This window comes from candidate division Zixibacteria bacterium HGW-Zixibacteria-1 (genome assembly GCA_002838945.1).
In the GTDB taxonomy this organism is placed as follows: domain Bacteria; phylum Zixibacteria; class MSB-5A5; order GN15; family PGXB01; genus PGXB01.
Genome location: PGXB01000024.1, coordinates 4930 through 31096, shown reverse-complemented (window position 1 = coordinate 31096; position 26167 = coordinate 4930). Strand labels below are relative to the sequence as shown.

29 protein-coding genes are annotated in these 26167 nt (G+C 48.9%); 16 read left to right on the top strand and 13 right to left on the bottom strand.

Annotated elements, in window-relative coordinates; all coding sequences use genetic code 11:
• Positions 1 to 3: 3 nt before the first annotated feature.
• Positions 4 to 1035 carry a hypothetical protein gene (locus CVT49_10055; protein ID PKK83142.1) on the bottom strand — a complete coding sequence of 344 codons (1032 nt, stop codon included), beginning with the start codon at positions 1033 to 1035 and terminating at the stop codon, positions 4 to 6.
• Positions 1036 to 1444: 409 nt separating this feature from the next.
• Here CVT49_10055 and CVT49_10050 point away from each other — a divergent pair, with 409 nt between their 5' ends.
• The 16 genes from CVT49_10050 to CVT49_09975 all read left to right on the top strand — a co-directional run bounded on the left by CVT49_10050 (position 1445) and on the right by CVT49_09975 (position 16695).
• A complete protein-coding gene (locus CVT49_10050) occupies positions 1445 to 2305 on the top strand; it encodes a protoheme IX farnesyltransferase (GenBank protein ID PKK83141.1) in 861 nt (286 codons plus the stop codon).
• A gap of 50 nt (positions 2306 to 2355) precedes the next feature.
• Positions 2356 to 3009, top strand: coding sequence for a cytochrome C (locus tag CVT49_10045; GenBank protein ID PKK83140.1), 654 nt, complete (start codon positions 2356 to 2358; stop codon positions 3007 to 3009).
• Positions 3006 to 5966 (top strand): molybdopterin oxidoreductase, encoded by a 2961-nt coding sequence (locus CVT49_10040; GenBank protein PKK83139.1) that lies wholly within the window; start codon positions 3006 to 3008, stop codon positions 5964 to 5966. Before CVT49_10045 ends, CVT49_10040 begins: the two co-directional genes overlap by 4 nt.
• 10 nt (positions 5967 to 5976) lie before the next feature.
• Positions 5977 to 7374: a hydrogenase gene (locus CVT49_10035; protein PKK83138.1), complete on the top strand. Its 1398-nt coding sequence runs from the start codon at positions 5977 to 5979 to the stop codon at positions 7372 to 7374.
• Positions 7367 to 7915: a DUF3341 domain-containing protein gene (locus tag CVT49_10030; protein PKK83137.1), complete on the top strand. Its 549-nt coding sequence runs from the start codon at positions 7367 to 7369 to the stop codon at positions 7913 to 7915. The genes CVT49_10035 and CVT49_10030 overlap by 8 nt, the downstream gene beginning before the upstream one ends.
• 8 nt (positions 7916 to 7923) lie before the next feature.
• Positions 7924 to 8544, top strand: coding sequence for a quinol:cytochrome C oxidoreductase (locus CVT49_10025; GenBank protein ID PKK83171.1), 621 nt, complete (start codon positions 7924 to 7926; stop codon positions 8542 to 8544).
• 10 nt (positions 8545 to 8554) lie between these two features.
• Positions 8555 to 9739 carry a hypothetical protein gene (locus tag CVT49_10020; protein ID PKK83136.1) on the top strand — a complete coding sequence of 395 codons (1185 nt, stop codon included), beginning with the start codon at positions 8555 to 8557 and terminating at the stop codon, positions 9737 to 9739.
• Positions 9740 to 9749: 10 nt separating this feature from the next.
• Positions 9750 to 10106: a hypothetical protein gene (locus CVT49_10015; protein PKK83135.1), complete on the top strand. Its 357-nt coding sequence runs from the start codon at positions 9750 to 9752 to the stop codon at positions 10104 to 10106.
• An 11-nt stretch (positions 10107 to 10117) separates the two neighbouring features.
• A complete protein-coding gene (locus CVT49_10010) occupies positions 10118 to 10957 on the top strand; it encodes an SCO family protein (protein PKK83134.1) in 840 nt (279 codons plus the stop codon).
• A 45-nt stretch (positions 10958 to 11002) separates the two neighbouring features.
• The gene (gene coxB / locus CVT49_10005) at positions 11003 to 11950 is read left to right on the top strand and encodes a cytochrome c oxidase subunit II (protein ID PKK83133.1); all 948 of its coding nucleotides are present in this window, start codon (positions 11003 to 11005) and stop codon (positions 11948 to 11950) included.
• A gap of 15 nt (positions 11951 to 11965) precedes the next feature.
• Positions 11966 to 13576, top strand: coding sequence for a cytochrome c oxidase subunit I (gene ctaD, locus CVT49_10000; protein PKK83132.1), 1611 nt, complete (start codon positions 11966 to 11968; stop codon positions 13574 to 13576).
• Positions 13577 to 14227: a cytochrome C oxidase subunit III gene (locus tag CVT49_09995; GenBank protein PKK83131.1), complete on the top strand. Its 651-nt coding sequence runs from the start codon at positions 13577 to 13579 to the stop codon at positions 14225 to 14227.
• Between the two features lie 10 nt (positions 14228 to 14237).
• Positions 14238 to 14657: a cytochrome c oxidase subunit IV gene (locus CVT49_09990; protein ID PKK83130.1), complete on the top strand. Its 420-nt coding sequence runs from the start codon at positions 14238 to 14240 to the stop codon at positions 14655 to 14657.
• Positions 14658 to 14737: 80 nt separating this feature from the next.
• Entirely contained in the window at positions 14738 to 15679 is a 942-nt protein-coding gene (locus tag CVT49_09985; GenBank protein PKK83129.1) for a hypothetical protein, read from the top strand.
• Positions 15680 to 16285: a hypothetical protein gene (locus tag CVT49_09980; GenBank protein PKK83128.1), complete on the top strand. Its 606-nt coding sequence runs from the start codon at positions 15680 to 15682 to the stop codon at positions 16283 to 16285.
• Entirely contained in the window at positions 16282 to 16695 is a 414-nt protein-coding gene (locus CVT49_09975; GenBank protein PKK83127.1) for a DUF420 domain-containing protein, read from the top strand. Before CVT49_09980 ends, CVT49_09975 begins: the two co-directional genes overlap by 4 nt.
• A 26-nt stretch (positions 16696 to 16721) precedes the next feature.
• Here the strand turns inward: CVT49_09975 and CVT49_09970 are convergent, their stop codons facing one another.
• The 12 genes from CVT49_09970 to CVT49_09915 all read right to left on the bottom strand — a co-directional run bounded on the left by CVT49_09970 (position 16722) and on the right by CVT49_09915 (position 25853).
• The gene (locus CVT49_09970) at positions 16722 to 17537 is read right to left on the bottom strand and encodes a hypothetical protein (protein ID PKK83126.1); all 816 of its coding nucleotides are present in this window, start codon (positions 17535 to 17537) and stop codon (positions 16722 to 16724) included.
• Positions 17538 to 17589: 52 nt separating this feature from the next.
• Positions 17590 to 18183: a thioredoxin peroxidase gene (locus tag CVT49_09965; GenBank protein ID PKK83125.1), complete on the bottom strand. Its 594-nt coding sequence runs from the start codon at positions 18181 to 18183 to the stop codon at positions 17590 to 17592.
• Between the two features lie 79 nt (positions 18184 to 18262).
• On the bottom strand, positions 18263 to 18781 hold the full coding sequence (locus CVT49_09960) for a ferritin (GenBank protein ID PKK83124.1): 519 nt from the start codon (positions 18779 to 18781) through the stop codon (positions 18263 to 18265).
• 39 nt (positions 18782 to 18820) lie between these two features.
• Complete coding sequence (locus CVT49_09955; GenBank protein PKK83123.1) at positions 18821 to 19276, bottom strand: rubrerythrin; 456 nt, start codon at positions 19274 to 19276, stop codon at positions 18821 to 18823.
• Between the two features lie 89 nt (positions 19277 to 19365).
• On the bottom strand, positions 19366 to 20772 hold the full coding sequence (gene aspA / locus CVT49_09950) for an aspartate ammonia-lyase (GenBank protein PKK83122.1): 1407 nt from the start codon (positions 20770 to 20772) through the stop codon (positions 19366 to 19368).
• A 39-nt stretch (positions 20773 to 20811) separates the two neighbouring features.
• Positions 20812 to 21327, bottom strand: a complete 516-nt coding sequence (locus CVT49_09945) for a thiol peroxidase (protein ID PKK83121.1) — start codon at positions 21325 to 21327, stop codon at positions 20812 to 20814.
• A gap of 23 nt (positions 21328 to 21350) precedes the next feature.
• The gene (locus CVT49_09940; protein PKK83120.1) at positions 21351 to 21788 is read right to left on the bottom strand and encodes a hypothetical protein; all 438 of its coding nucleotides are present in this window, start codon (positions 21786 to 21788) and stop codon (positions 21351 to 21353) included.
• 125 nt (positions 21789 to 21913) lie between these two features.
• Complete coding sequence (locus tag CVT49_09935; protein PKK83119.1) at positions 21914 to 22321, bottom strand: transcriptional repressor; 408 nt, start codon at positions 22319 to 22321, stop codon at positions 21914 to 21916.
• A gap of 336 nt (positions 22322 to 22657) precedes the next feature.
• Positions 22658 to 23284 carry a hypothetical protein gene (locus CVT49_09930; GenBank protein ID PKK83118.1) on the bottom strand — a complete coding sequence of 209 codons (627 nt, stop codon included), beginning with the start codon at positions 23282 to 23284 and terminating at the stop codon, positions 22658 to 22660.
• Positions 23285 to 24031 (bottom strand): hypothetical protein, encoded by a 747-nt coding sequence (locus CVT49_09925; protein PKK83117.1) that lies wholly within the window; start codon positions 24029 to 24031, stop codon positions 23285 to 23287. It lies immediately after the preceding gene.
• Positions 24012 to 25004, bottom strand: coding sequence for a MarR family transcriptional regulator (locus tag CVT49_09920; protein ID PKK83116.1), 993 nt, complete (start codon positions 25002 to 25004; stop codon positions 24012 to 24014). Before CVT49_09920 ends, CVT49_09925 begins: the two co-directional genes overlap by 20 nt.
• Before the next feature lie 318 nt (positions 25005 to 25322).
• A complete protein-coding gene (locus tag CVT49_09915; protein ID PKK83115.1) occupies positions 25323 to 25853 on the bottom strand; it encodes a hypothetical protein in 531 nt (176 codons plus the stop codon).
• Positions 25854 to 26167 lie beyond the last annotated feature (314 nt).

Below are 26167 nucleotides of genomic sequence, written 5' to 3'. Positions count from 1 at the left end.
ATATTAGTATTCATCGCGTCTTACCGGGAAATTTTTCGAATAGACATCATTGTAGGCCTCTTCCGGTTCGGCATATTCTTCTTTCTCGCAGATGGCCACGGCCTCCTCGATTTCATGATTAAACTGCTCGACTATAGCTTCCCGCTGCTGAGTGGTAAGAATCCCCAGTTCCATCAATAATGTTTCGGCGCGGGCGATCGGATCGCCTTTTTTCCATTCAACGATTTCTTCTTCCCGCCGATAGTCGGCCGGATCTATTTCGGAATGACCATACCACCGATAAGTCTTGCACTCAATCAGGGTCGGGCCCTCTCCTTTGCGCGCCCTGGCAACCGCCTCGGCCGCGGTTTTATGCACCAGGACAACATCATTGCCGTCAATGGTAATCCCTGGAAAACCATAAGCCCTGGCGCGCTCGGAAAAGTCTTTGATACCGGCCTGAAGGCTCGCCGGGACCGATTCGGCCCAGAGATTGTTCTGGCAGAGATAAACGATCGGGAGCTTATGAATACCGGCATAGTTGACCGCTTCATGCCAGCCGCCCCGCGCGGTGGCGCCTTCGCCGAAGAACGCGATGACGACATTATCTTTTTTTTGAATTTTGAATCCCATGGCACAGCCGGTTCCAGTTACCGTCTGGCCGGCCAGGGTCGAGGACGGGCTGATAAAGCCCTTTTCCTTCCAGCCATAGTGGCAGGGATGGGTCTTGCCTTTATCGGGCGAATTGATTCGAGCATAAATCTGGGCCACAATATGAACCAGCGGAATGCCTTTGGTTACGGCCGCTCCGATTTCGCGGTGCGAAGGAGCGATTATATCTTCATCACGAAGACCATAGGTCGGCCCGACCGTGGTGGCTTCCTGGCCGACGGCCGAGAAATAGGTCCCGGCAAACCGCCCCTGGCGGAACAGTTTTCTAAAGCGCTCATCCAGCATCCTGGTTTTAAGCAGGTTGGCATATAGCCCCAGAAGGGTTTCCTCGGGCAGGCCAATCTGCTTCAGGGATGGTTTAGCGGCTTTCCTGGTGGCAGGCATTAAACCTCCTAATTCCTGTATAGGCCATTATAATTTATTTCAGTGAAAAAAATGTGATTTGACGGGCATCGTTTCAAAATATTTGCCTCAACAGTCTTTACCTCAAGCAACCCCTTTAAATTCCTGGTATATCCATATATATACGCCAAAATATCAATAAGCGATGGACATCCCGATATTATGCTTCGAAACTCCGTCTTCCGCCATAATATTTCAAAGTCTTTATTATATAATATCGCCACCCCCAAGTCAATTGATGTTTCCAATTAATCGGCCATTTGTATCCATGATTGACCCATGAAACCTTTAAAAGAATTATACTTAGAGCATTTTGCAATTGACAAAAATATTTATAGCGCCTATATTCCCCAAAAATGTGGTGGCGATTTTCATTTAACCCCGGGACAAAATGAGTAACAAAATATCAGCTTTTTTTCAACTCACAAAACCAAAAATAATGATTCTGGTCCTGGCAGGCGGGGCGACCGCATTGTTTATGGAGGGCAGCCTGCTTCGGCGGCCGATCGATTTTCTCATTTTCATAATTGCCTTATATTTGACCGGCGGCAGTGCCAATGCATTGAACCAATATTTCGAGCGGGATCTCGATGCCCGGATGAGCCGCACTTCCGGCCGAAGGCCGCTTCCTTTGGGAAGACTTTCATCCGGAGAGGCTCTTATTTTCTCGATCGGAATCGGAATAATCGGCGTTTTTGTTTTATTTCTGGCTTTTAATGCCCTGACCGCGTTAATGGCGATTGGAACCATCTTGTTTTACTCGCTATTTTACACGTTGTGGCTCAAACCGCATACCAGTCAGAATATTGTAATCGGCGGAATCGCCGGAGCAATGGCGCCGGTCGGAGCCTGGACCGCCGCTTCCGGAACCATGGCCCTTCAGCCCTGGATATTGTTTCTGATTATTTTTTTCTGGACACCGCCGCATTTCTGGGCCCTGGCGCATTATTACAGGAACGATTATCGCATCACCGGCCTGCCCATGCTGCCGGTTATCAAAGGCACCGGAGCTGTGCTCAACCAGATTTTCATTTATACCCTGCTGCTTTTTGTCTCCAGCATAATTTTACTGGCAATAAATTTTGGCTGGTTCTATTTTAGCGCCGTATCAATACTTGGTCCCTGGTTTATAATAAAAGCTTACCGGGCCAGAAAAAATAAGGATAGTGTACTGATTTGGGCCATGTTCAGGTTTTCCATAATATATTTGTTCGTAATTTTTGTATCGCTGATGCTGGATGCAATATTTTAGGTTGCGTTATTTTTTTTATTTTGCTATAATTGGCCGCAGAGGGTTAACCATTGGCACAGATATTTCCAAAATGGACGAATAATATTCAGACATATATCGCCAGTGGTGCGGTCTTCATCGCTGTTGCCGTGGTTAGTTTCTTCTGGTACTATGGATCGCCATGGTACACCGTCGTCGGCTATCGTCCCGTTCAACCGGTTCCATACAGCCATAAGCTGCATGCGGGTGATCTGGGTCTGGACTGCCGCTACTGTCATAACCTTGCCGAAAAATCAGCGTCGGCCAACGTTCCCCCGACTCAAACCTGTATGAACTGCCATTCTATAATATTGACCGAGAGCGAGAAGCTCCTGCCGGTGCGGGAAAGCTGGGGGACCAAGAAACCGATCGAGTGGGTTCGCGTGCATAAAGTGGCCGATTACTGCTATTTCAACCACAGCGCGCATTTGTATGCCGGTGTCGGGTGCGCCGATTGCCACGGGAATATCGCGGAGATGGAAGTTGTCATGCAGGTCAAGCCGCTCAGTATGGGCTGGTGCCTGGAATGCCACCGCAATCCGGAGATGCATCTGCGGCCCCACGTAGAGTTGACCAATATGTACTGGGTACCACCCGATAAAGAAGAGCAAATGAAATTTGCCGAGCAGGTCATTAAGGAGAAGGCAATTGCGCCGCCGCAAGACTGCTCGGGGTGTCATAGATGATGAATAAAGAAAATAAAAAATACTGGCTCAGTCCGGATCAGCTTCATGATACGAAAGAATATCGCAGAAATCTGCGGGATAGGTATCATGAGGAAAACGGTGAAACCAGCGGAGGTTTTTCGCGCCGCAGCTTTCTCGGCATAATGGGCGCCTCGCTGGCCCTGGCCGGTCTGGCTGGATGCCGCCGCCCGGTGGAAAAAATTGTACCGTATGTTGTCATGCCGGAGGAAGTCATTCCCGGGGTCCCTCAATATTATGCATCAACGATGCCGCTGGGGACATCCGCCTACGGTATTCTGGTTGAATCACACGAGGGGCGGCCGACAAAAATCGAAGGAAACCCAAAGCATCCCTCGACTCTCGGCTCGGCCGACATATTTCTTGAAGCGGCCATTCTCGGGCTTTATGATCCGGATCGTTCAAAAAAGGTGATGCATGCCGGTGCGGAATCGACCTACAATGATTTCGTATCATTCTGGCGCGAGCAGGGATTAAAATTTGCCGCGAACAGAGGCGAAGGGCTGGCTGTTATTTCCGAATCCTTCTCCTCCCCCACTCTGATGCGGCTGAGAAAGGATTTTCTGAAAAAATATCCGAACGCTCCATGGATCTGTTATGAGCCTGTCAGCGATGAAAAACATTATCAGGCCGTCAGTCAACTCACGGCCAGGTTACTCCGACCGGTATATCATTATAATAAGGCTGATGTTATTCTGTCGCTTGATGCTGATTTCCTTCTGACTGAAAACGAAAATATAAAGGCCGCCCGCGGATTTGCCGCAAAAAGAAAGCCGGATGACGACAAAACCGGCATGAATCGCCTTTATGCGGCGGAGAGCGCCTTCAGTATAACCGGGAGCATGGCGGATCACCGTCTGCGAATAAGTAGCGCCCATATCGGCCGGCTGGCTTTGGCCATCGCAGAGGCACTGCGAAAGCGCGGATTAAATATCCCCGGTTCCGCCGAATATGACGGCTCTGATTTCAATAAAGAATGGATAGAAGCGCTTGCCGATGACTTATATAGTGCAAAAGGCCGCTCGCTAATTGTCGCTGGCAGTCGCCAGCCCATCTGGGTGCATAAGCAGGTTATAATCCTCAATGATGCTCTCGGCAATATCGGACAGACTGTCACTTATCGCAATACCGATGATGCCCTTTTGCCTGATATGGGCGTATTAAAGACTGTCACAGAAAGATTGAAATCGGGGGCAATCTCCACTATTATTATTTTTGGTGGTAATCCGGTGTACAATGCCCCTGCGGACTCTGATTTTGCGTCGGTCCTGTCAAAATGCGAAAACAGTGTGCATTTCAGCGAATATATGGATGAAACATCGAAGCTGACCAAATGGCATATTCCGCGGGCCCATTTCCTTGAAAGCTGGGGCGATGCCAGAGCTGTTGATGGCACTTTAAGTGTCATTCAGCCGATGATTGAGCCATTGTACGACGCGCCTGTCGATAGCGAAATTTATGCACTGTTGGCTACCGGTCGTGACCAGCGCGGGTATGATATTATCAGGGAGACCTGGCAGAGTTACCTCAAAGGCGGCGATTTCGAAAAGAGATGGCGAAAGGTACTGCATGACGGCCTGTTGGCCGATAGTGCTCTTCCTGATGAAATAATAAAATTAAGTGCCGCTGCAATCGAGCCGCCCAAACCCGAAAAGGAATTGTCGAAAGACAATCTCGAATTGAATTTTTATCCATCCAAGATATATGACGGTCGCTTTGCCAATAACGGCTGGTTGCAGGAACTTCCCGACCCGATCAATAAACTCACCTGGGGCAACGCTGCTCTGTTAAGCACCAAAACCGCGGCCGAGCTGGAATTAGCCAACGGCGACATGGTAAATATCGAAACAGATAGTGCAAAACTTGAAATACCGGTCTGGATCTCGCCGGGCCAGGCCAATTATACGGTGGCCGTTGCGCTCGGATACGGCCGCAATGGCATCGGTAAAGTGGCCGATGGCGTCGGCGCCAACACTTATACTCTCCGGAATTCGAATAATTCATCGTTCTATCGCGGTGTCAAACTGGTAAAAACCGGCGCCGTAATCGAAATGGCCGGAACCCAGGATCATGGCAGTATGCACGGCCGGCCGATAGTCCGCGAGGCCGTCCTCGATGAATATCGAGGCCATCCGGAGTTTGCCGCAGAAATGGTCGAGCATCCCCCGCTGGATTCCATTTATCCGGAGCATGATTACGGCCACGGATATCAATGGGGTATGGTCATCGATCTCAATGCCTGCATCGGCTGCAGTGCCTGCACCATTGCCTGCCAGAGCGAAAATAATATCCCGATTGTCGGCAAGCTGCAGGTTTCCAAGGGGCGCGAAATGCACTGGATCAGAAACGACCGCTATTTTGTCGGAGATGAGGACGATCCGCAAATAGTGCATATGCCGGTGGCCTGCCAGCAATGCGAAAACGCGCCCTGCGAGTCGGTCTGCCCGGTCGCCGCGACCGTGCACGATAAAGAAGGTCTCAACAATATGACCTACAACCGCTGTATCGGGACGCGCTACTGCTCCAACAACTGTCCGTACAAAGTGCGGCGGTTTAACTTTTTCAACTATACCGGAAAATACTCCGAGACGATTAAGATGGCACAAAACCCGGATGTGACGGTACGGTCGCGAGGTGTCATGGAAAAATGTACTTTCTGCACCCAGCGCATCAACCGCGCCAAAATCAGGGCCAAACAGGAGGGCCGGACGGTCCGCGACGGTGAAATCATGACCGCCTGCGAGCAGGCCTGCCCGACGAAGGCGATAAGATTCGGCAATATAAATGACCCCGACAGCGCCGTGACGGCAATGAAGAAAATCGACCGCAATTATGCGTTGCTGGGTGAATTAAATGTACGGCCAAGAAACTCATATCTGGCCAAAATAAGAAATCCCAATCCGAAACTGGAAAAAATCGAGGACCACGAAACCGGATAAAGATGAAGCTGTGAGTAAAGGTATAACAGATTCAGGGATTATTCCCGGCGGGGATTCCCCGCTGATCGAGAAGAATCCGACCTTCGGAAGCATTACCGAAGAAATAAGCCGGATCACCGAGCGTAAAACGCCCGGTGTCTGGTATCTTGCCCTCGGCGCGGCGGTTTCGCTGATGTTTGTCCTGTTCGGCTCGATCGGTTATCTGATCTTCGAGGGAGTCGGTATCTGGGGCCTGAACAATCCGGTCGGCTGGGGCTGGGCGATTATTAATTTTGTCTGGTGGGTCGGTATCGGCCATGCCGGAACATTGATATCGGCCATTCTCTTCCTGCTGCGGCAGCGCTGGCGGACCTCGATCAACAGGTTTGCCGAAGCCATGACGCTCTTTGCGGTATCCTGCGCGCTGATATTTCCGGCGATACATGTCGGACGTATCTGGGTGGTGTACTGGATGTTCCCGGTTCCCAACCAGATGTCGATGTGGCCGAACTTCCGTTCCCCTCTGCTCTGGGACGTTTTTGCCGTAAGTACGTACTTTATAGCGTCGTTGTTGTTCTGGTACACCGGATTGATACCCGACCTGGCCACATTCAGGGACCGGGCCAAAACCAGAATCAAAAAGATAATTTTCGGATTTCTCTCACTGGGCTGGCGCGGTGGCAACCGGCAATGGAAACATTATGAACTGGCCTACCTGATTCTGGCCGGTATTTCCACGCCGCTGGTTCTCTCGGTGCATAGTGTTGTCAGTACCGACTTTGCCGTGTCGATTCTTCCCGGCTGGCATACGACCATCTTCCCGCCGTATTTCGTGGCGGGGGCCATCTTCTCCGGGTTCGCCATGGTAGTAACACTGACCATCATTGCCCGCAAATTATTCCATCTCGAGCATATTATCACTCTCGGTCATCTGGAGAAAATGAACAAGATTATGCTCCTGACCGGAATGATGGTTGGTTATGCCTACAGCATTGAGTTTTTCATCGCCTGGTACAACGGCAATATCTACGAGCAATTTGTTTTTATCAACAGGGCCTTCGGGCAGTACGCCTGGGCGTACTGGATTATGATCAGCTGCAATGTTCTTATCCCCCAGATGTTCTGGTTCAAGAAACTGCGGCGGTGCATCCCGGTCATGTTTATTGCATCGATCCTGATAAATGTCGGTATGTGGTTCGAAAGGTTTGTAATCGTGGTCACTTCATTGTCGAAAGATTTCCTGCCGTCGAGCTGGGGTTATTACGCCCCGACTATCTGGGATATAAGCACTTTCGTCGGATCATTCGGCCTGTTCTTTACGCTGTTTCTGCTGTTCATACGCTTCCTGCCGATGATTGCAATGGCGGAGGTAAAAGGCGTTCTGCCGCAGGCCGATCCGCACCACACCGAAGGAGACCGGCATGAGTGAAGTCGTGAAACATAAAGTTGAGGGAATCCTGGCCGAATTTTCGAGCCCAGCGGCTTTGCTGAAGGCGGCGGAAAAAATCCGTGATGCCGGCTATAAGAAATTCGATTGCCACTCGCCCTTTCCGATTCATGGTATGGACCGGGCCATGGGCCTGAAACGGTCGCCGCTCGGGTGGATTGTCGGACTCGCGGCGCTGTTTGGAACATCGGCCGCATTAGGTCTGCAGTGGTGGACTAGCACTGTCGATTACCGGCTGGTGATTTCGGGTAAACCGTTTTTCAGTTTCCAGGCCTATGTGCCGGTGACATTTGCCCTGGGCGTGCTTCTGTCGGCAGTTACCGCACTGCTGGCCATGTTAATCCTGAACGGCCTGCCGCGGCTGCATCATCCGATTTTCTATTCGGATCGTTTTGTTAAAGCTTCCGATGACGGTTTCTTTATCAGCATCGAAGCTGATGATCCGATGTACGACACGGAAAAAACAAGAAGTTTTTTGGAATCAATCGGTGGGACAAATCCGGAGGTTCTGAAAGAGCCGTGATGTTTGATATGAAAAAATTTAGAATATATATCGCACTTACGCTGATAGCGTGCACATTCGTGATGCTGTCTTTGGGTTGTGCCCGCAAACGGCCCTCGGAAAAACCGCCGATACACCTGAACCCGGATATGGATAACCAGCCCAAATACAAGACGCAGTCGAAGAGCGCTTTTTTCAATGACAGCGCCACTATGCGAACACCGGTTGCCGGAACAGTGGCTCGGGGTGAACTTGAAGATGACGATGTCTTTTACAAGGGCAAAGATGACAAAGACAACTTCGTGAAAAAGGCTCCGGTCGAGGTAACCATGCAACTTCTCGACCGCGGCCAGGAGCGGTTTAAAATATATTGTTCACCGTGTCACAGCCGCGTGGGCGACGGCAAGGGCATTATGATAACGCGCGGCTATGTTCCGCCGCCGAGTTTTCACTCCGACCGTATCAGGGAATTCCCCGACGCAAGGATATTCGACATTATCACGCACGGTGTCAGGAACATGCCGTCATACCGGAACCAGATTCCGCCCGAAGATCGCTGGGCCATTGTGGCCTATTTGCGGGCGCTGCAAAGAAGCCAGAATGCCGCCATTCAAGATATTCCGGTCGAGTTGAGAGAAACGGTAAAATAGTAAAGTAATTATGAAGTTCGACAGCAAGACATACCGCCTGACGGATGCAGGCAAATTTGGAACCATCGCTCTGGTGATCGGCGTTATCGGACTGGCGCTCAGTATTGTCGGTTACTTTGTCGATACCGCGCAGTTTTATCATTCTTACCTGACTGCGTTCGTTTACTGGCTGTTAATCGGACTGGGCGGATTGTTTTTCTCGATGCTGCATCACCTGGTCGGCGCCAAGTGGAGCGTTGTCATAAGGCGCTTTACCGAGAATCTGGCGATGATCGTTCCCTTTATGATTATATTTTTCATTCCGATTATTTTCGGCCTGCATGATCTCTATCATTGGTCGCATAGCGATGTCGTCGCCGACGACGCCCTCCTTCAGGGCAAATCCGGCTACCTGAACGTGCCCTTCTTTATAATACGCGCCGTCGTCTATTTCCTGATATGGTTCACCATCTGCCGGATACTCTGCGGAGCATCATTGCAGCAGGATCGCGGACACAGCGAGGTTCTGGCCGGAAGAATGAGAATTGTCAGCGCTCCCGGAACGATTCTGTTTGCGCTGACGATCACCTTTGCCTCCTTCGACTGGCTGATGTCACTTGATGCCCACTGGTATTCGACTATTTTCGGGGTATATATATTTTCCGGCGCCCTGCTGGCCATGCTTTCATTTATTACTTTTGTAATATTGAGACTCAAAAGCCGCGGTATCCTTGAAGGAAGCATCACCGGTGAACATTATCATGACCTGGGGAAACTGATCTTCGCCTTTACCATATTCTGGGGCTATATGGCCTTTTCGCAGTATTTCCTGATTTGGTACGGGAATATTCCCGAAGAAACGATCTGGTTCTTGCATCGCTGGACGGGGACATGGAAAACGGTCAGCCTGATACTTGTCTTCGGGCACTTCATCATTCCGTTTTTCATACTTTTCCCGCAGACACCCAAAAGGAACCCGACCTTGTTGAAAATTATAACGATATGGATCCTGATAATGCACTGGGTGGATATATATTGGATTGTTATGCCGAACCTGCATCAGCACGGCCTGCATCTGTCATGGATGGACCTGACCGCCATGATGGGAATCGGCGGCATCTTCCTGTGGCTTTTCTGGAAGAGAATGACGGCCAATCCAATTGTGCCGGTCGGCGATCCGAATCTTGAATCGTCGATTAAATTTATTAGTAATTAACTCTGGAAATATGGCTGATATCGATAAAAATAACAGCGAATCTCATGACATCGGCTACGAAAAAAGTGATGTCAATCTAAAGAAGGTTTTTCTTTACGGTATATTGGGAATTATCCTTCTGATTATCGTAATTATCTTTGTGGTTGATCAATTTTCAGCCATGAAGGAAGAAATTGTTTATGAGCAGGTTTTAAGGCCGGAGTCGGCGCCGCTCCGGGAATTGCGTGCCCGTGAAATCGAGGAGCTGGGCAGCTATAAGCTGCTGAATTCGGCGGATTCGGTGTTCCGAATCCCCATCGAGCGCGCCAAACAGCTTACGGCCGATGAAGCCTATCGCGAGAGAATGGCCAAGGCCGGCAAGCAATAGCAAAACTGATTATGAAAAATTATTCAAACTTTCGGACTGCCCCAAAGGCAGTCATTGTTTTATTAATAATCATGGTTCTTTTTTCGGTCTCACCCGGGCAGGTGATTGAAGAAAACCCAAAAAAACTCAAGGGGATCGGTGTCAATGAGCATCCGGGGAACCAAATTCCGCTTGACCTGACTTTTACCGCCGATGACGGCCGGGAAGTGAAGCTGGCCGAGTATTTTAATCAGGGCAAACCGGTTATTCTGATCATGGGCTACTATACCTGCCCGATGTTATGCAACCTGGTCTTTAACGGGGTCCGCGATGTGGTCAAAGAAATGGACTGGGTGCCCGGAAAGCAGTTTCAGATTCTGACCGTGAGTATTGACTCGACCGAAACGCCGGTCCTGGCGGCGGCCAAGAAGAAAAATTACATTGAAAGCATCGACAAAGCGGGAGTAGAGAATGGCTGGGTCTTTTTTACCGGCCCGGCACAGCGGTCACGGGCCCTGGCCGATGCCATCGGGTTCGAGTATTATTATGATGAAGATAATAAGCAGTATGCCCATGCGGCGGTCATAACAATTCTGACTCCTGATGGCAAAATATCGCGATATTTCTACGGAATTCAATTCAAGGAACTGGATGTTCGGCTGGCTTTGATGGAGGCCGCCGAAGGCAAGGTCGGGAACACCATTGACAGGCTGATATTATACTGCTATCACTATGATCCCAGCGCCGGCAGCTATACCATTTTTGCCGCCAATATTATGAAACTGGGCGGGCTGGCAACCCTTGTTTTGCTGGGCGCCCTGATTTTCTTTTTGTGGCTGAAGGGAAGTCGAAAAAAAACCAGAACAGTTTGAACCTTTTTGCTGTTACAGAATAATTGGCTTTGAGGATCTTTTTTTATGGACACTACGGGCACATTGTTCCTGCCCCCGGGCGGATCGACTATTGCGGGCGAAGTTGACGCTTTATTTTATTTTCTGTTTTATGCGTCGCTGGCACTTTTCGCCATTGTCTTATTTGGAATCGTCTTTTTAAGCATCCGTTATCGCCGCCGGAAAAAAGAAGTCCCCGAACCGACTAAGGGAATGACACATAACCTCAAACTGGAGTTATTGTGGTCTGTAATTCCCACTATTCTGGTGATTATTGTATTTTTCTGGGGATTCAAAATTTATATGAAAATGAATGTCGTACCCAAGGACGCCATGGAGGTGAAAGTCACCGGCCAGAAATGGTTCTGGTCATTTGATTATCCGGAAGGAGCCAAAACGGTCAATGAGTTGGTGGTCCCGGTCGGTAAACCGGTCAAACTGCTGATGTCTTCCAAAGACGTTATTCACAGTTTCTTCGTGCCGGATTTTCGAATCAAAATGGACGTTCTCCCCAATCGCTATTCGGTAACATGGTTCGAGGCGACCCATGTCGGTAATTACAATCTCTTTTGCACCGAGTTTTGCGGTGACGGACATTCTACCATGATCGGGAAGGTAAAGGTGGTTTCGGAAAGAGAGTATGCTGCCTGGCTGGAAGCGGGATCGAGTGGCGGCGAAGGCATGTCGCTGGAGGAGTACGGGCAGAAACTTTATGTCGCCAAGGCCTGCAACACTTGCCACAGCATCGAAAATAAAACGCTGGTCGGGCCGGCTTTCAATGGTATCTTCGGCAAAACCCGTGTTTTCACCAAGGGCGACAAATTGACCGCCGATGAAAATTACATTCGCCAATCCGTCCTGGAACCGCAGGCCCATGTGGTGGCCGGCTTCGAACCGGTCATGCCGACCTACCAGGGTCTGCTTGGCGATCGCGAGATAGATGCCATCATTGCATTTTTAAAGACATTGAAGTAACACGGATAAATATTTATGAACACGATGCCTGAAAAAAATTACCTGAATGATCCGAAAGGAATATTATCCTGGCTGTTCACTCTGGATCATAAACGGATCGGCGTGTTGTATCTATTCAGCATAATGACCGCCTTCCTAGTCGGCGGCATTTTCGCCATACTCGTAAGAATCGAGCTCCTGCACCCGGGTAAGGACATTGTCGATGCCGGAACGTACAACCAGTTTTTTACGCTGCACGGCGCCATTATGATCTTCCTGTTCATCATTCCCTCGATCCCGGCGGCACTGGGAAATTTTGTGTTGCCGCAAATGCTGGGCGCCAAAGATGTAGCCTTTCCCCGGCTTAATCTCGCCAGCTGGTATATATACATTTTCGGTTCTTTGTTTGCCGTTTATTCAATCTATACCGGCGCCGTCGATACCGGCTGGACCTTCTATACGCCATACAGCACGCAATCGACCAGTTCCGTCATATCGATGACCCTTGGCGTTTTCATCCTCGGGTTTTCCTCGATATTCACCGGTTTGAATTTCATTGTCACCATCCATAAACTTCGCGCGCCCGGCCAGACCTGGTTCAAACTGCCGCTGTTCGTCTGGGGACTATATGCCACAGCCATAATTCAGGTTCTGGCGACACCGGTTCTGGGCATAACTTTGATCCTGCTGATACTGGAAAAATCATTCGGAATCGGAATTTTCGACCCGGCCATGGGCGGCGATCCGGTTCTGTACCAGCATTTCTTCTGGTTTTATTCGCATCCGGCCGTTTATATCATGATTCTTCCGGGAATGGGCATTATCAGCGAGCTCATTTCGGTCTTTTCACGCAGAAAGATTTTCGGTTATAAAGCCATCGCCTTTTCGTCGCTGGCCATTGCTTTTATCAGTTTCCTGGTTTGGGGACATCACATGTTTGTCAGCGGGCAGTCGCAATTGGCCGCAACCATATTTTCGTTTCTTACATTTCTGGTCGGTATCCCTTCCGGTATTAAGGTCTTCAACTGGCTGGCAACACTGTATAAGGGGCGGATCGAATTCGGTACCCCGATGCTCTACACTCTGGCCTTTCTGTTCCTTTTTACTATCGGCGGCTTAACCGGCATTTTTCTCGGGGCGCTGGCGATCGATGTCCACCTGCATGACACTTACTTCGTTGTGGCTCATTTCCATTATGTAATGGTGGGCGGAACGGTCATGGCCTTTTTGGGCGGACTGCATTACTGGTGGCCCAAAATATGGGGTCGGATGTTCAATCAAAAGTGGGCCTTTGTCGCCTGGATTTTCGTTTTTGTCGGATTTAATGTGACGTTCTTTACTCAGTTTATTCTTGGCGCGAAAGGAATGCCGCGAAGGTACTACAGTTATCTTGACCAGTACCAGCCGCTGCATGCATTTTCTTCGTACGGTTCATGGATCATGGCGGTCGGGTTCATAATAATGGCGGTCTATTTGATTCACTCCCTCAAAAAAGGCCAACCGGCCGGCAATAATCCCTGGGGCGCTTTGACCTTCGAATGGGAATCGACTTCTCCCCCGCCCAGAGAGAATTTCGAGAAAACTCCGGTATTTACACATGGACCATATGACTATGACAAAATCGTCCCGGAAAGGACCTATCCATAAATGAGTGATCAGCACGACAGCCATCCGGCTCATCTGGCACACCATTTCAGCGAAGTCGAACAACAGCGCGATTCGGCCAAGATGGGCATGTGGATATTCCTCCTGACCGAGGTTCTCCTGTTCGGCGGATTGTTTGTCACCTACACCGTCTATCGGGCCTGGAACCCGGACATGTTTTACAATGCCCATAAATTTCTGAATGTTACTCTCGGCACCATTAATACTTTTGTGCTGATTTCCAGCTCGCTGACAATGGCGCTGGCCATTCGCTTTATCCAGACAGGCAACAGAAAAAAGACGATAATATTTCTGATAACAACACTGGCGCTGGCGGCCGTCTTTCTGGTAATAAAGTATTTTGAATACAGTCATAAATTTCACCTGGGGCAGCTTCCCGGAAAATATTACACCTTTACCGGTGTCGCCGGAAATAACCCGCATATATTTTTCGGTATTTATTTCGCCATGACCGGATTGCACGGGATTCATGTTCTCGCCGGGATGGGCGCGATCGGCTGGATACTGTTCAGAACAATTCGCAATGATTTTTCGGCGGAGTACTACACCCCGGTGGAAATGACGGGTCTATACTGGCACCTGGTTGACCTGATTTGGATTTATCTCTTTCCGCTGCTTTATCTGATTGGTTGAGGTGATTGATATGAGTGAAAGCAAATATAAAGAACATGTAATACCCGTCAGGACCTATCTGGCTGTGGCCGTGGCCCTGTTTATTCTGACGATCATCACGGTCAGTGTGTCATTCATTCATCTCGGCGGCTGGAACGCCGTCATTGCTTTCGGTGTGGCCACTATCAAGGGCCTGCTGGTGGCACTGTTTTTCATGCACCTGTTGTATGATAAAAAGATATACATGATTATCTTCGTAACGGCGCTTCTCTTTCTGGGGCTGTTCATTGCCCTGACCATGTTTGATATTGTCCTTCGCGGCCAGGTCAACCCCGACACATCTTCACCGATTAAAAATGAGGCTGCGATGTACGAGAAAAAAGCCGCCGACTCACTGCAGATAGAGATTATTGACGATACTGCGTCTGTTTTACCGGATCGGGGCCATTGATCATAGAGCCCGCGGTTATTTTTATATTGACTCAAGATTCACTGCGGCGTTAAATACTGGAAAATTTTCCGGGTGATCCGATGCTTGAGAAAATAAAGAATTTCAAGAAATTTGCCATCATTGCCACAGTTGCCACCTATTTCCTGATCTTTGTCGGCGGACTGGTACGCGTTTCGGGAGCCGGGTTAGGCTGTCCCGACTGGCCGAAGTGCTTCGGCCGCTGGGTTCCCCCGACAAGCGCCGCTCAACTGCCGCCTGATATGGACCCGGCCATGTTTAACTTTACCCTTGCCTGGATAGAGTATATCAACCGGTTGGTCGGGGTTACAATCGGATTTTTAATCGTAATCGTCGCCTTTCTGGCCATCAGGAATTTTCGCAACCGCCCCAAAATAATAGTTCCCTCGATACTGGCCGCCTTACTGGTCGCATTTCAGGGTTGGCAGGGAAGCCGCGTGGTTGCCTCCGAACTGGAGCCGATCATCGTCACCGCGCATATGGTTATTGCCTTTATAATTGTCAGCCTGCTGCTTTACGTCTCGCTGCAGGCGCGTCATCTGGCCAAACCTGACGCCGAAAAAGATGCGCGATACCCAGCCGGTATGAAATTATGGATCGGCTTGCTGTGGATCGTCGTCATAATACAGGTAATAATGGGGACACAGGTGCGATCGGCCATTGAAATCAATGCCCGCCAATTTCCGGAGCTGCCGGCATCGGCCTGGCTCGATAAAGTGGGAATAATAAGTCATGTCCATACCATTCTAGGTACAATCGTAACCTTTCTGGCATTTTTCGCCGTATTCAGATTACTCGCAGGCGGCAGCCGGCCCTCAACGCTGGTCAAACAAAGCAGTTTTGGAATAATAATTCTGGTCTGCCTTCAACTGCTCCTGGGAATTACGCTATACATCGGAGCCATACCGCCGGTCATGCAGGTGTTGCACCTCTGGACAGCCAGTCTGATTATCGGCCTCTGCCTTATTTTATACACAGCCATGAAAAAAAAACAGGAGAATTAAATGAGCACGGAAAGAAGTCTGCCAAAACTTGTAGTATTGATCGTCGCCGCCCTGATAATCCTGACCATCATGGCCCTTCTGGTAATCAACCAGGCCGACCATTCACGCTCCGAACTGCCGATTCTCGGGCAGGTACCTGATTTCGAATTCACCGAACGTGGCGGCGAGCCGTTTGGATTGGAAAACATGAAGGGCAAGATCAGTGTGGTTGATTTTATGTTCTCGAACTGTAAAACAAAATGCCCGATCATGGTTGTCAATATGGGTGAGTTGTATGGGTATTACAAGGGCATCGACAGGGTGCAAATCGTGTCAATTACGGTCGATCCCGAGCGTGATACGCTTGAGACGCTGAACAGATATGCCGAAGAGCACGGCGTCACAGATAATCGCTGGGTCTTTCTTTGGGCGCCGGTGGAAGAGGTCATTAACCTGAGCGAAAACGGCTTCATGCTGGCCGCCGAGGGACTGCCCATGGGGCATACGACCAAATTCGTGGTGGTCGACCAACTCGGCAGAATTCGCAGCTATCATGACGGCATGGACGAAACCAGTATCGATAATATCAAGACTGATATCAGTAAACTTTTGCGGGAGATGCCGTGACCACTGCCTCGCTTCCGACTATCAATGCCTTTCTCAATGCCGTCAGCGCCGCCCTGCTGATGTTCGGATATATCAAGATCAAACAGGGCAATCGAGCCATTCACAAGAAAATCATGCTGAGCTCCGTGGTTTCTTCGGCTTTATTTCTGATATCATATCTGATTTATCATTATCAGGTCGGTTCGGTCCCATATCCTTATCACGACTGGACCCGGCCGGTTTACTATATTATCCTGGTCCCTCATGTCATCCTGGCCGGAGTGATGGTGCCGTTTATTTTGGCGGCACTGTATTTCGCCTTCCGCTCCAGATTTGAAAAGCACAGGAAAATCGTCCGGTGGATCTGGCCGGTCTGGATGTTCGTCTCCCTCAGCGGAATTGCAATCTATTTAATGCTATATAAATTGTAGGATTTAATCCGAACGGATTAAATGAATCAATCGTACCGCTCAAGGTGAATATTACCGGGTGCTTCCTTGGTCTGCTCGTAAAAACCTTCGCTCGTCAGCAGCTTAACCATATCATCGATCATATTTGGATTCCCGCACAGAAAAACATGGGTGTCCTGGGAAGTCGGATGAAAACCCCATTTGGCATCGAGGGCGCCGTCGGTCCAGATTTTCTGCACGAAGCCGGTATGCCCTTTCCACGGAACCGCTTCGTTGTGAGCATCACTGATAATGGGAATATATGAGAAGTGATCGCTCAGTTTGTCGAGAGTAGTCAACTGCTCATGATAACCCAGGTCCCAGGAATTCCTGGCCCCGTGTATGACCGCGAATTTATGCCGCAGCCCTTCATAAACCTCGGTGCGGATCATGCTCATATAAGGAGCCACGCCGGTTCCGGTGGCAATAAGAACGACGTTGAATTCGGGAGAAACATCGGCCAGCGTAAACATGCCCGAAAAGTGAGTCGAGAGCCAGAGCCTGTCCCCGATTTTCAGATTGAATAATCGCGGCGTGAACCTCCCGGAACGCACCAGCGCCACATAAAATTCGAGATATTCATTGGCCACCGATGATGAGGCGACCGAATAAGCTCGCAAGATAAGCTTGTTCGCATCCGGCGGCTCTTTTTCCTCTTCCGATGACTGATAGCGGGGAGCCGACCCCGGCAGCCCAAGAAGGCTGTATTGCCCGGCGGTAAACACGGGCAGTTCCCATCCGTCGGGAACCACTCTCAATTTTATTAATCCCGGCGCAATTTCGATTCTTTGAACCACGATGGCATTGGCTTCTTTTGTTATCATCTTCGTCGGCTCCCGGCTAATCAATACATCTTTTCGTTTTCGGTTCGATACATCACTTTACGTCATGAGTGGCAAGATAATTGGCGACCCCCTCCGCCGTCGCTTTCATCCCCTCATCACCCTTTTTCCAGTTAGCGGGACAAACCTCGCCGTGCTTCTCGCAGAATTGAAGGGCATCCAGCATACGCAACGCCTCATCGACACTGCGGCCGAGCGGCAGGTCATTGATTACGGCATGCCGGATAACGCCTTCCCTGTCGATCAGGAAAAGGCCGCGAAGCGACACCGAATCCTCAAACAAAATCCCATAATCACGGGAAATCTTCTTCGTGATATCGGAAACCAGCGGATACTGGATGTTACCGATTCCGCCCTTGTTGACCGGCGTTTGTTTCCAGGCCCAGTGTGAATATTCGGAATCGACCGAGACCCCGATTACCTCACAATTTCTGCTCTTAAAATCATCCAGCCTGGCATTGAAGGCGATTATTTCGGACGGACAGACAAAGGTAAAGTCAAGCGGATAGAAAAACAGGATGACATATTTTTCTCGATATGACGACAGCGTCAGGTCCTCGAATGTATTGTCGGGCATAACCGATTTTGCGGTAAAATCGGGCGCCCGCTTTGTTACTAGAAATGACATTAAAAACTCCTCTTTAGAAATTCAAATCCCCGGATTCAGTATGAGCTTGCCTCTCCGTTCATTAACCGCGAATTCAATTTTACTGGGCAGCCGCATCGGCGGCCGCGGCCGGCTGACGCAGGCCAAGTTCACGATCGACCAGAAACAGGGCCGCCGGGTTTCCGGAAACCATTGTCAACTGATCGATAATGGTCTGGGCGTTGGCCTCTTCCTCGACCTGTTCATCGACAAACCACTGCAGGAAACTATGCGAAGCATAGTCACTTTCCTCGTGAGCCAATTTGACCAGATTGTTGATGCGCCCGGTTATCATCTGCTCATGCTCCAGACCGGCTTTAAAGACATCGAGCGGCGCCTTCCATGTAATTTTCGGGCCCTCAATGACTGTCAGCTTTATAGAGCCGTTGCGCTCGAGAACATGATCATAAAATTTCATGGCATGAATCATCTCTTCATCGGCCTGCAGTCTCATCCACTTCGACATACCCACGAACCCCTTTTCGTCCAGCCAGGCCGACATGGCGAGATATATATAATATGAAAACATCTCGGCATTTATTTGTTCATTAAAGGCCTTTTCGATTTTCTTGCTTAACATTGTATTCCCCTTTCTATTCAAGAGATAATATGGTCCGGTTTAATTTTCGACCAGGATATCATCATCATAAGCAATTTCAAAACGTAATTTATGTTTGGCCTCTTCCTGAGCAAGTCCCAGGAAAAGCTGTTTTACACTCGGATCATCGATCATCCCGGCCAAATCGGTATATAATCTGTACGAGTTCTTTTCATTCTTCATGGCCACGATCAGGGCCTGCTGATAGTCAAATTTGCCGTCGGTATCGACATCGGCAAGAGTCTCCGCGATTTTCAAATCCATGATCTTTTGATTGACCGGCGAGAGATCCAGCTTACCGCCCTTGACCTGCTGCAGTTTGGCTTTATGGCTTTTCTCCTCAAGCGCAAATTGCTCGAATATCTCTTTCATATTCTTTTTCTTCATTTTGCTGGCCAGGTCGGTATAAAAGTCGGCGGCGTCCTGTTCTTTTTCAATGGCGAAATCCAGAACTTTGTTAATCGAGTCGAGCTTCACGTTGTAGTCCTCCGTTAAATATTAAATCCAAAAAGTTTTACTTGATACGGTTCTGCCGGCAAATATCGAGCTTTACTTCGCAAAAAACTTTATTTCTCTTTTTTGTCGGCCGGGTCAATGGTCATGTCGTGGATGTTGAGTATATTTTCCAATTTTTCTTTATCCATAATATTTTTCGATATAACCAGATCCCGAATCAGTTCATCTTTTTCGAGCGCCTCTTTGGCCAGTTCCGCCGCCCGCTGATAGCCGATCTGCGGATTCAAAGCGGTCGCCAGAGCCGCGCTTTTTTCGGCATACAATCGGCACTGTTTCTCGTTGGCCGTGATTCCGGTCACACAGCGATCAACAAAGCTGCCAACGCCGCCCGAAAGTATCTGAATCTCCAGAAGAAGATTATAAGCCACAACCGGCATCATGACGTTTAATTCAATCTGCCCCGCCTGGCCCGCCGTCACCAGCGTGGTATCGCAGCCCATGGCCTGAAAACAAACCATGTCGAGCATCTCGGCCATAACCGGATTCACCTTGCCCGGCATAATCGAAGATCCCGGCTGAACCGGCGGAAGTTGTATCTCTGCCAGGCCGGTCCTCGGCCCGGAACTCAGCAAGCGGAAATCATCGGCTATCTTGCGCAGACTGGTGACAACCACCCGCAGGGCCCCGGCCATTTCGACCACGGCGTCGAGATTCTGCATCGCCTCGAACATATTTTCCGGTTCACGAAAGTCATATCCGGTCATCTCATTGATGGCCCTCAGGGCATTTTCCCGATAATGTGGATCGGTGTTGATACCGGTACCGACCGCGGTTCCGCCGATGCATAGTTCGAGCAGCGCCTCCGAAGCATGGGCGACCCGATTGCGGCCCTTCCGGATCATGGCGGCATAGCCGCCGAATTCCTGGCCGAGCCGAATCGGAACAGCATCCTGAAGATGCGTCCGGCCCGACTTGACAATACCATCATACTCGGCCGCCTTTACCCCGAGAGCTTTCTCCAGCCGTTCCAGCGCCGGAAGCAGATTTTTTTGAATCTCGGTATAGGCGGAAATATGAATGGCGACATGAATCGTATCATTGGTCGATTGGCTCATATTGGGATGATCATTGGGGTGCACTTTGCTGTAGTCGCCCTTTTTTCCGCCAAGCAATTCCGATGCACGGGCGGCCAGAATCTCATTGATATTCATGTTCTGGGAAGTTCCGGCGCCGGCCTGGAAAACATCGACCACGAATTGATCGTCGAATTTCCCGGCCATCACCTCGTCGGCTGCCTTAATAATCGCTTCCCCGACCGCTTTATCGAGATTACCGGCAGCGATATTGGCCATCGCCGCCGCCTTCTTAATGACAGCCTGAGCCCGAATAAAGGCCGGTGGCAGCCGCAGAGAACTTACTTTGAAATTATCCACGGCCCGCTGGGTCTGGGCGCCGTAATAGGTGTCTTTAGGTACCTTTACTTCTCCAAGGGTGTCACGTTCTATTCTATATTCCATTTACCTTTTATCCTGCCAATAATTGGTCCGAGTATCCGCTCAGGCCATTTTCTTCAGCGCCGTCAGAACTTCATCATAATTCGGCTCGGTGGTGGTCTCTTCGACATATTGTATATAAGCCACTCTGCCTTTCGGATCTATAATAAACACCGTTCTGGCCAGCAGCCTGAGCTCTTTTATCAGGACACCGAAATTATTGCCGAAAGAAGCATCGCGATAATCCGAGAGCATTTTTACTTTCTCGACACCGGCCGCGCCGCACCAGCGCTTCTGTGCAAACGGAAGATCCATGCTGATCCCCAGAATAGCCACCTTATCACCAAGCTTGACGGCCTCCTGATTAAACCGGCGGGTTTCCACATCGCACACCGGAGTATCAATCGACGGAACCGAAACAATAACAACCGTCTTTCCCTTGAATGATGAAAGCGTGACCGGCTCAAGATTCTCACCCAGAACGGTAAAATCCGGGGCATTGTCGCCGACATTTACTTCATGTCCGACCAGGGTCAGCGGATTGCCCTTCATTTTTATGATATTCTTTCTTTCTCTCATTTTAATTTCCTTTTCTTGTATGGTTATGCGTACGGGTACATGCCCGCTTTTATTTTCTGCAGGTGGTCCAAAATTTTGTTATGCTTCAGTTCGTCTTCCAACAGGTAATTCAATAGATATTCCTGAACCAGCATCTTCTTGCCTTTTAATGCCGCGAGCGCCTCCTGCGCCAGTTCCACCGTTTTCTCCTCCAGCCTTATATGATCTTCAATCATCCCCCAAACATCACCCAGTTCATCGGGACTCAAGGCAATAGCCTTGCTTTCCAGGCTGTCGGCTATCATTTGCTGAACGCGATAGTGAAACTGAGAATCTCTTTGAATTAATTCCATGACCAGACGGACAATTGGATTGTCGGTCTTCTCAATGACTCTACCGGTAGACGCGACCGAAGCATTTTCGATTTTCTGCCAGCGCCTCATGTTATCAACGATTTTTTCCTGAATTTCCTTCGTACTCATCAACTTGCCTCCACCAATTTTAAATAATGTACTATAAGTAAGATTTTAAGGTCGTAAAATCCAATTTTACAGGATTCCTCTTTCTCCACACGTTCTTTTTAATGACAGTAATCACCAACCGATTTTCAGTGCGGCATTTCCATCATGCCGGCCTGTTTTGGCTGGCAGTCGGGACATATGCCGAGAAACTCCAGGCTGTGACCGATAATCTCAAATTGACTCTGTGAAAGTATCTCCGTGTCATAATCAAACCTCGGCAAACCCATGACATCAACCAGACGATTGCAATCGACACAGCGAACATGATAATGTTCGCTTAAATCAGCATCATAACGGCTCTGGCCGGCCCCAAAATCAAGCTTATGAATCAAGCCTGCCTTTGTCAGGATGTCGAGATTTCGATAAACAGTGCCCAAACTTATTTTGGGCAACCGTTTTCTGACAGTCCGATACAACTCATCGGCGGTCGGGTGGGCTACGGTACCGCGTAATTCCTCAAGGATTACCCGGCGTTGATCTGTCATTCTCTGCATGTTTTCTGTTTTCATAATAAAACTCATTAGTAATAATTACTATTACCGTTAGTTTACAGTTTTTGTTCCCACATTTATACTTTTTTTAACTCTTCTAAGATGCCCGTGGATATATTAATCTTTGAATTTGTCGCTAATTATTTGAACGGCATTGACTTATTGTCCAAACCGCTATTCGCGCGCGGCGGACTTCAATCAACGGCCATTTGTTCAAAATAATCTATTCATAATCATTACGATTTTATAGAGCGATTATTGAAAAATAAATAAAAAATCAAAAAAACGGCGGGCTGAATTAATTTATTTCCGACCCGCCGGCGAAAGTTCCAAGACTAATTATTTGCCGTCTGATCGAAGCGAATTATCTATATTCCCGTTGTCATACATGCCATCAAGGGCAATTGCACGACCATCATTATCCCTGACAATTCTTATCCTGAAATATTCAATATCTCCGACCATAAATAAATCTTCAGCCATAGGTGTCAAAACCATTTTGGGGCGTTCCTCACGCTGATAATAAAGCAAACCGTTTTCGAACGTTATAACTCTGGGACCATAGACGCCGACACAGCTTGTCAGTTTCTCCGGTTCCACTGTAATCGGATGAAGTTTGGCTTCCAAGCCGTCAATGGCCCATTGCAGAGTGAAGGCCCTCCCCTCTTCACCAGCCTTTTCTTTCAACTTTTTCAATGCCTCGATATAGGCCACATCGAATGCTTCACTGGCGGCGACCTCGATATGCGGTTTCACACCGACACCTTCCCAATTGGTCCCTGTAATCGGATTAATGGCCCTTCCATAAGAGACCCTGGCCAAAACCAACAGATTTGGAAAAATGCGCGTCGCTACCGGGTGGGCGCCGCCGCCGGTGGTTTCGCCGATGATTGTCGCCCGCCCAAGGTTCTTCAGGTTGTATGAAAACTCCTCGGCCCCGGAAAAAGTGTAATTGCTGGTCAGGATTTAGAGATCGACATCGCTCATTCTTGGGCCTTCGACATAAGCCTGTGTCCAGAATTGCTGGATGGAATCCAACTGGCGAATGTAGAAACTGTTCAGATGTACCGGATAATCGAAAAAATAACTCGTTATCAATTGTATCATACTGGGTTCGCCGCCCCCGTTATCGCGCAAGTCGATTATTAATACATCGACATGAGCCAGAAAATTAAGGGCGGCCACCGCCGTGGCCCCTCCGGTTTCGGCCTCCTCAAAACTGTTGAATTTCAAATAACCGACGTTGCCGTTCAGGCGCTCGACTTTGATAAAATCAAAATTCTTATACTCTTTTCTCCGAAGATCTTCTTCCCTGGCGTCATCCGTCAGCGTATCACCAAGATAATTTTCTACAAATTCAGGGGTGACTTGCCGTACCCCAAGATGCTTGTCTTTGCTTATCTCCTGCAGGTCAGTGGTCAGCGCATCGGCAAAAGCACCCGGCGTTTTTTTATCGTCATAGGCCTTTTCCTTGAGTCTTTTGCGAAGGTGTTTTTCCATTTTTTTGGCTACATCGGGAAAGACATATATCTCATTCAGCGCGGCACTGAAGCTGTCGATGATTTCGGCCTGAATGGCCGCAGTAATTTCCCTTTCTTCCGTCTGCGATATTTGAGCCCTGACGATTTCTCCGGTTACAGGAATCAGCAACAGCCCAAACAGTGCTATCGTAATGAATCTTTTTGCGGCGGCTTTATACGTTTCTCTTTTCATCTTCCTTTTCTCTCAACTTTGTATCTTTTAAATTTAATATCATTGTCAGCGACTCCCGCTCATATCGGGGCGGAACAATATCCCCACAATCGACAAAACCCAGTTTCCTGTAAAGCGAGATGGCCGGAATCATATTGGGGTTGGTTTGAAGGAATATTCTTTTGGCGCCGACTTCCAGCGCCCGGTCAATTAATGCGCAGGTTAATTTTTTCCCTGCCTGCCGCCCCCTCAATTTTTCCGTAACGGCCATCTTGGCGATCTCATATGTCAGATCATCATGTTTGATCAAGGCTCCTGTGCCTACCACTTTATCATCCAGCCTGGCAAAAATCACCCATCCCCCCCTGGCTATGATCTTGCCCTGAGGATCATCGAGGAGTATTTTATCGGCGGGTTCGACATGATGATATTTTTCCAGCCACTCATAATTAAGCGCCTTGAAATGTTTCTCCAGGCCGGACTCAAACTCAATAATTCTTATCGCTTCGTACTGGCGCACCTTAATTCTCGCCGTTATCCGATCATACAGCTCTTTCTGGTCAAGAGCGTTTTCCATCCGGTCAACCGATTCAAGAAAACCGGCATCACCCTCCTCAAGGATCTCATTGGTAGCGTCGCTAATGTCCTGCCAGAGCAGCTCAAGGGCGGGAACCATAGCTCGCCCCCTGGCCGACAGGGAGAGCAGCCTTCGCCGTTCGTCATTTTTATCCTTGACCGAAATTATCAAACCGTCACGCGACATTTCTCCGGCAATCTGGTTTATCGCCGGGTGGGTCATTCCCAGAGTCGCAGCAATTTCAGTAATGGCCATGTCTGATTCCAGCTTAAGAAGATAAAAGACCGGGAACCAGCGGGCCTCAAAGTCGATATCCTGCTCCCGATATATTCGAGAAACATCTCTCATCAGTCTCTCGGTGAATCTCTTGAGACGACTCCCGAAAGCCAATATACCGAGCTGCTTAACAATATCCATAAGATATTCCTATACTTTAACTTCGGTTACAAACTTCTGGCAAGTCAATTTGTGAGCGTTAAGATATACCGCTTTACTTTCAATTGTCAAGCCCGATTAACAAGAATACAGGGAGATACAAGCCATGCCAAAACTTGATTTTTCGTGGAATCCGGAAAACAACCCGACCCTTTGTCGGGTATGGACATAATTGAATGATTGGGTGGGCGATAGATAGTTTTACGCTAAAAATATTCAAATCACCACAAAAGAGTACTATTCAAAAAAGCTAATTATCGTTTTCCAATTCAAACATAAGCTTGATAATTGTCTGCAGGCCTATTCCTGGAGATGTATTTCCCCGGCCCGGGCAATAGCGAATTTCGTCAGAAACGGGCCGATTCCCTCGTAAATTATAACCGATGAAAAAATGACCGTGCCGATTATTCCACCCATCTCCGGGTGGGATTCCGTTACGGTCAGCACCAATCCGATAGCCACACCGGCCTGAGGCAAAAGAGCCAAGCCGAGATTTCTATATATAATTTCGCCGGCGCCTGATTTTCTTCCGGCAAAAAAGGCCCCCAGGAATTTGCCTGTCGGACGAAGTATCAAATAGGCCAGGCCCAGCAATCCAAGGTTTCCAAGCTGCGCTAATTCCAGACTCGCCCCCGAAAGTACAAAAAAAGCGATATAAAAAGGCATCTCTATCTGGCGCATCTCGGCATATACCAGACGATGCATCATTGACATATTATTGGTAATGGCGCCGATGATCAGGTAGACCATCAGGTATGATATGCCGATCGTTTTGGACAGACCGATTCCGAGAAGCAATCCGCCGACAATTACCATCAGCAGTTCCGACATAATATTTCTTATTATGAATTGACACTTGTTTAAATAATATCAATGTGCAAGGCGGGTGTCAACCATAACATATAATCTGCTTATAAGCACAAAAAAAGCAGGGCCGCGGGGCCCTGCTTGCTTGTATTTTCGATCGTTGTCATCAATAACCGGACAGTGTCCAATCACCCATGATGCACGGTCCAAAATTAAAGTAATAATTAACCAGGAACGCGACATCAGCGCCGTCGACAACGGTATCGTTGTTAACGTCACCAAGGTGGAGGAACGGATACGGTCCGTTGCCGCTGTAATAAACATAGTCGATCATATAA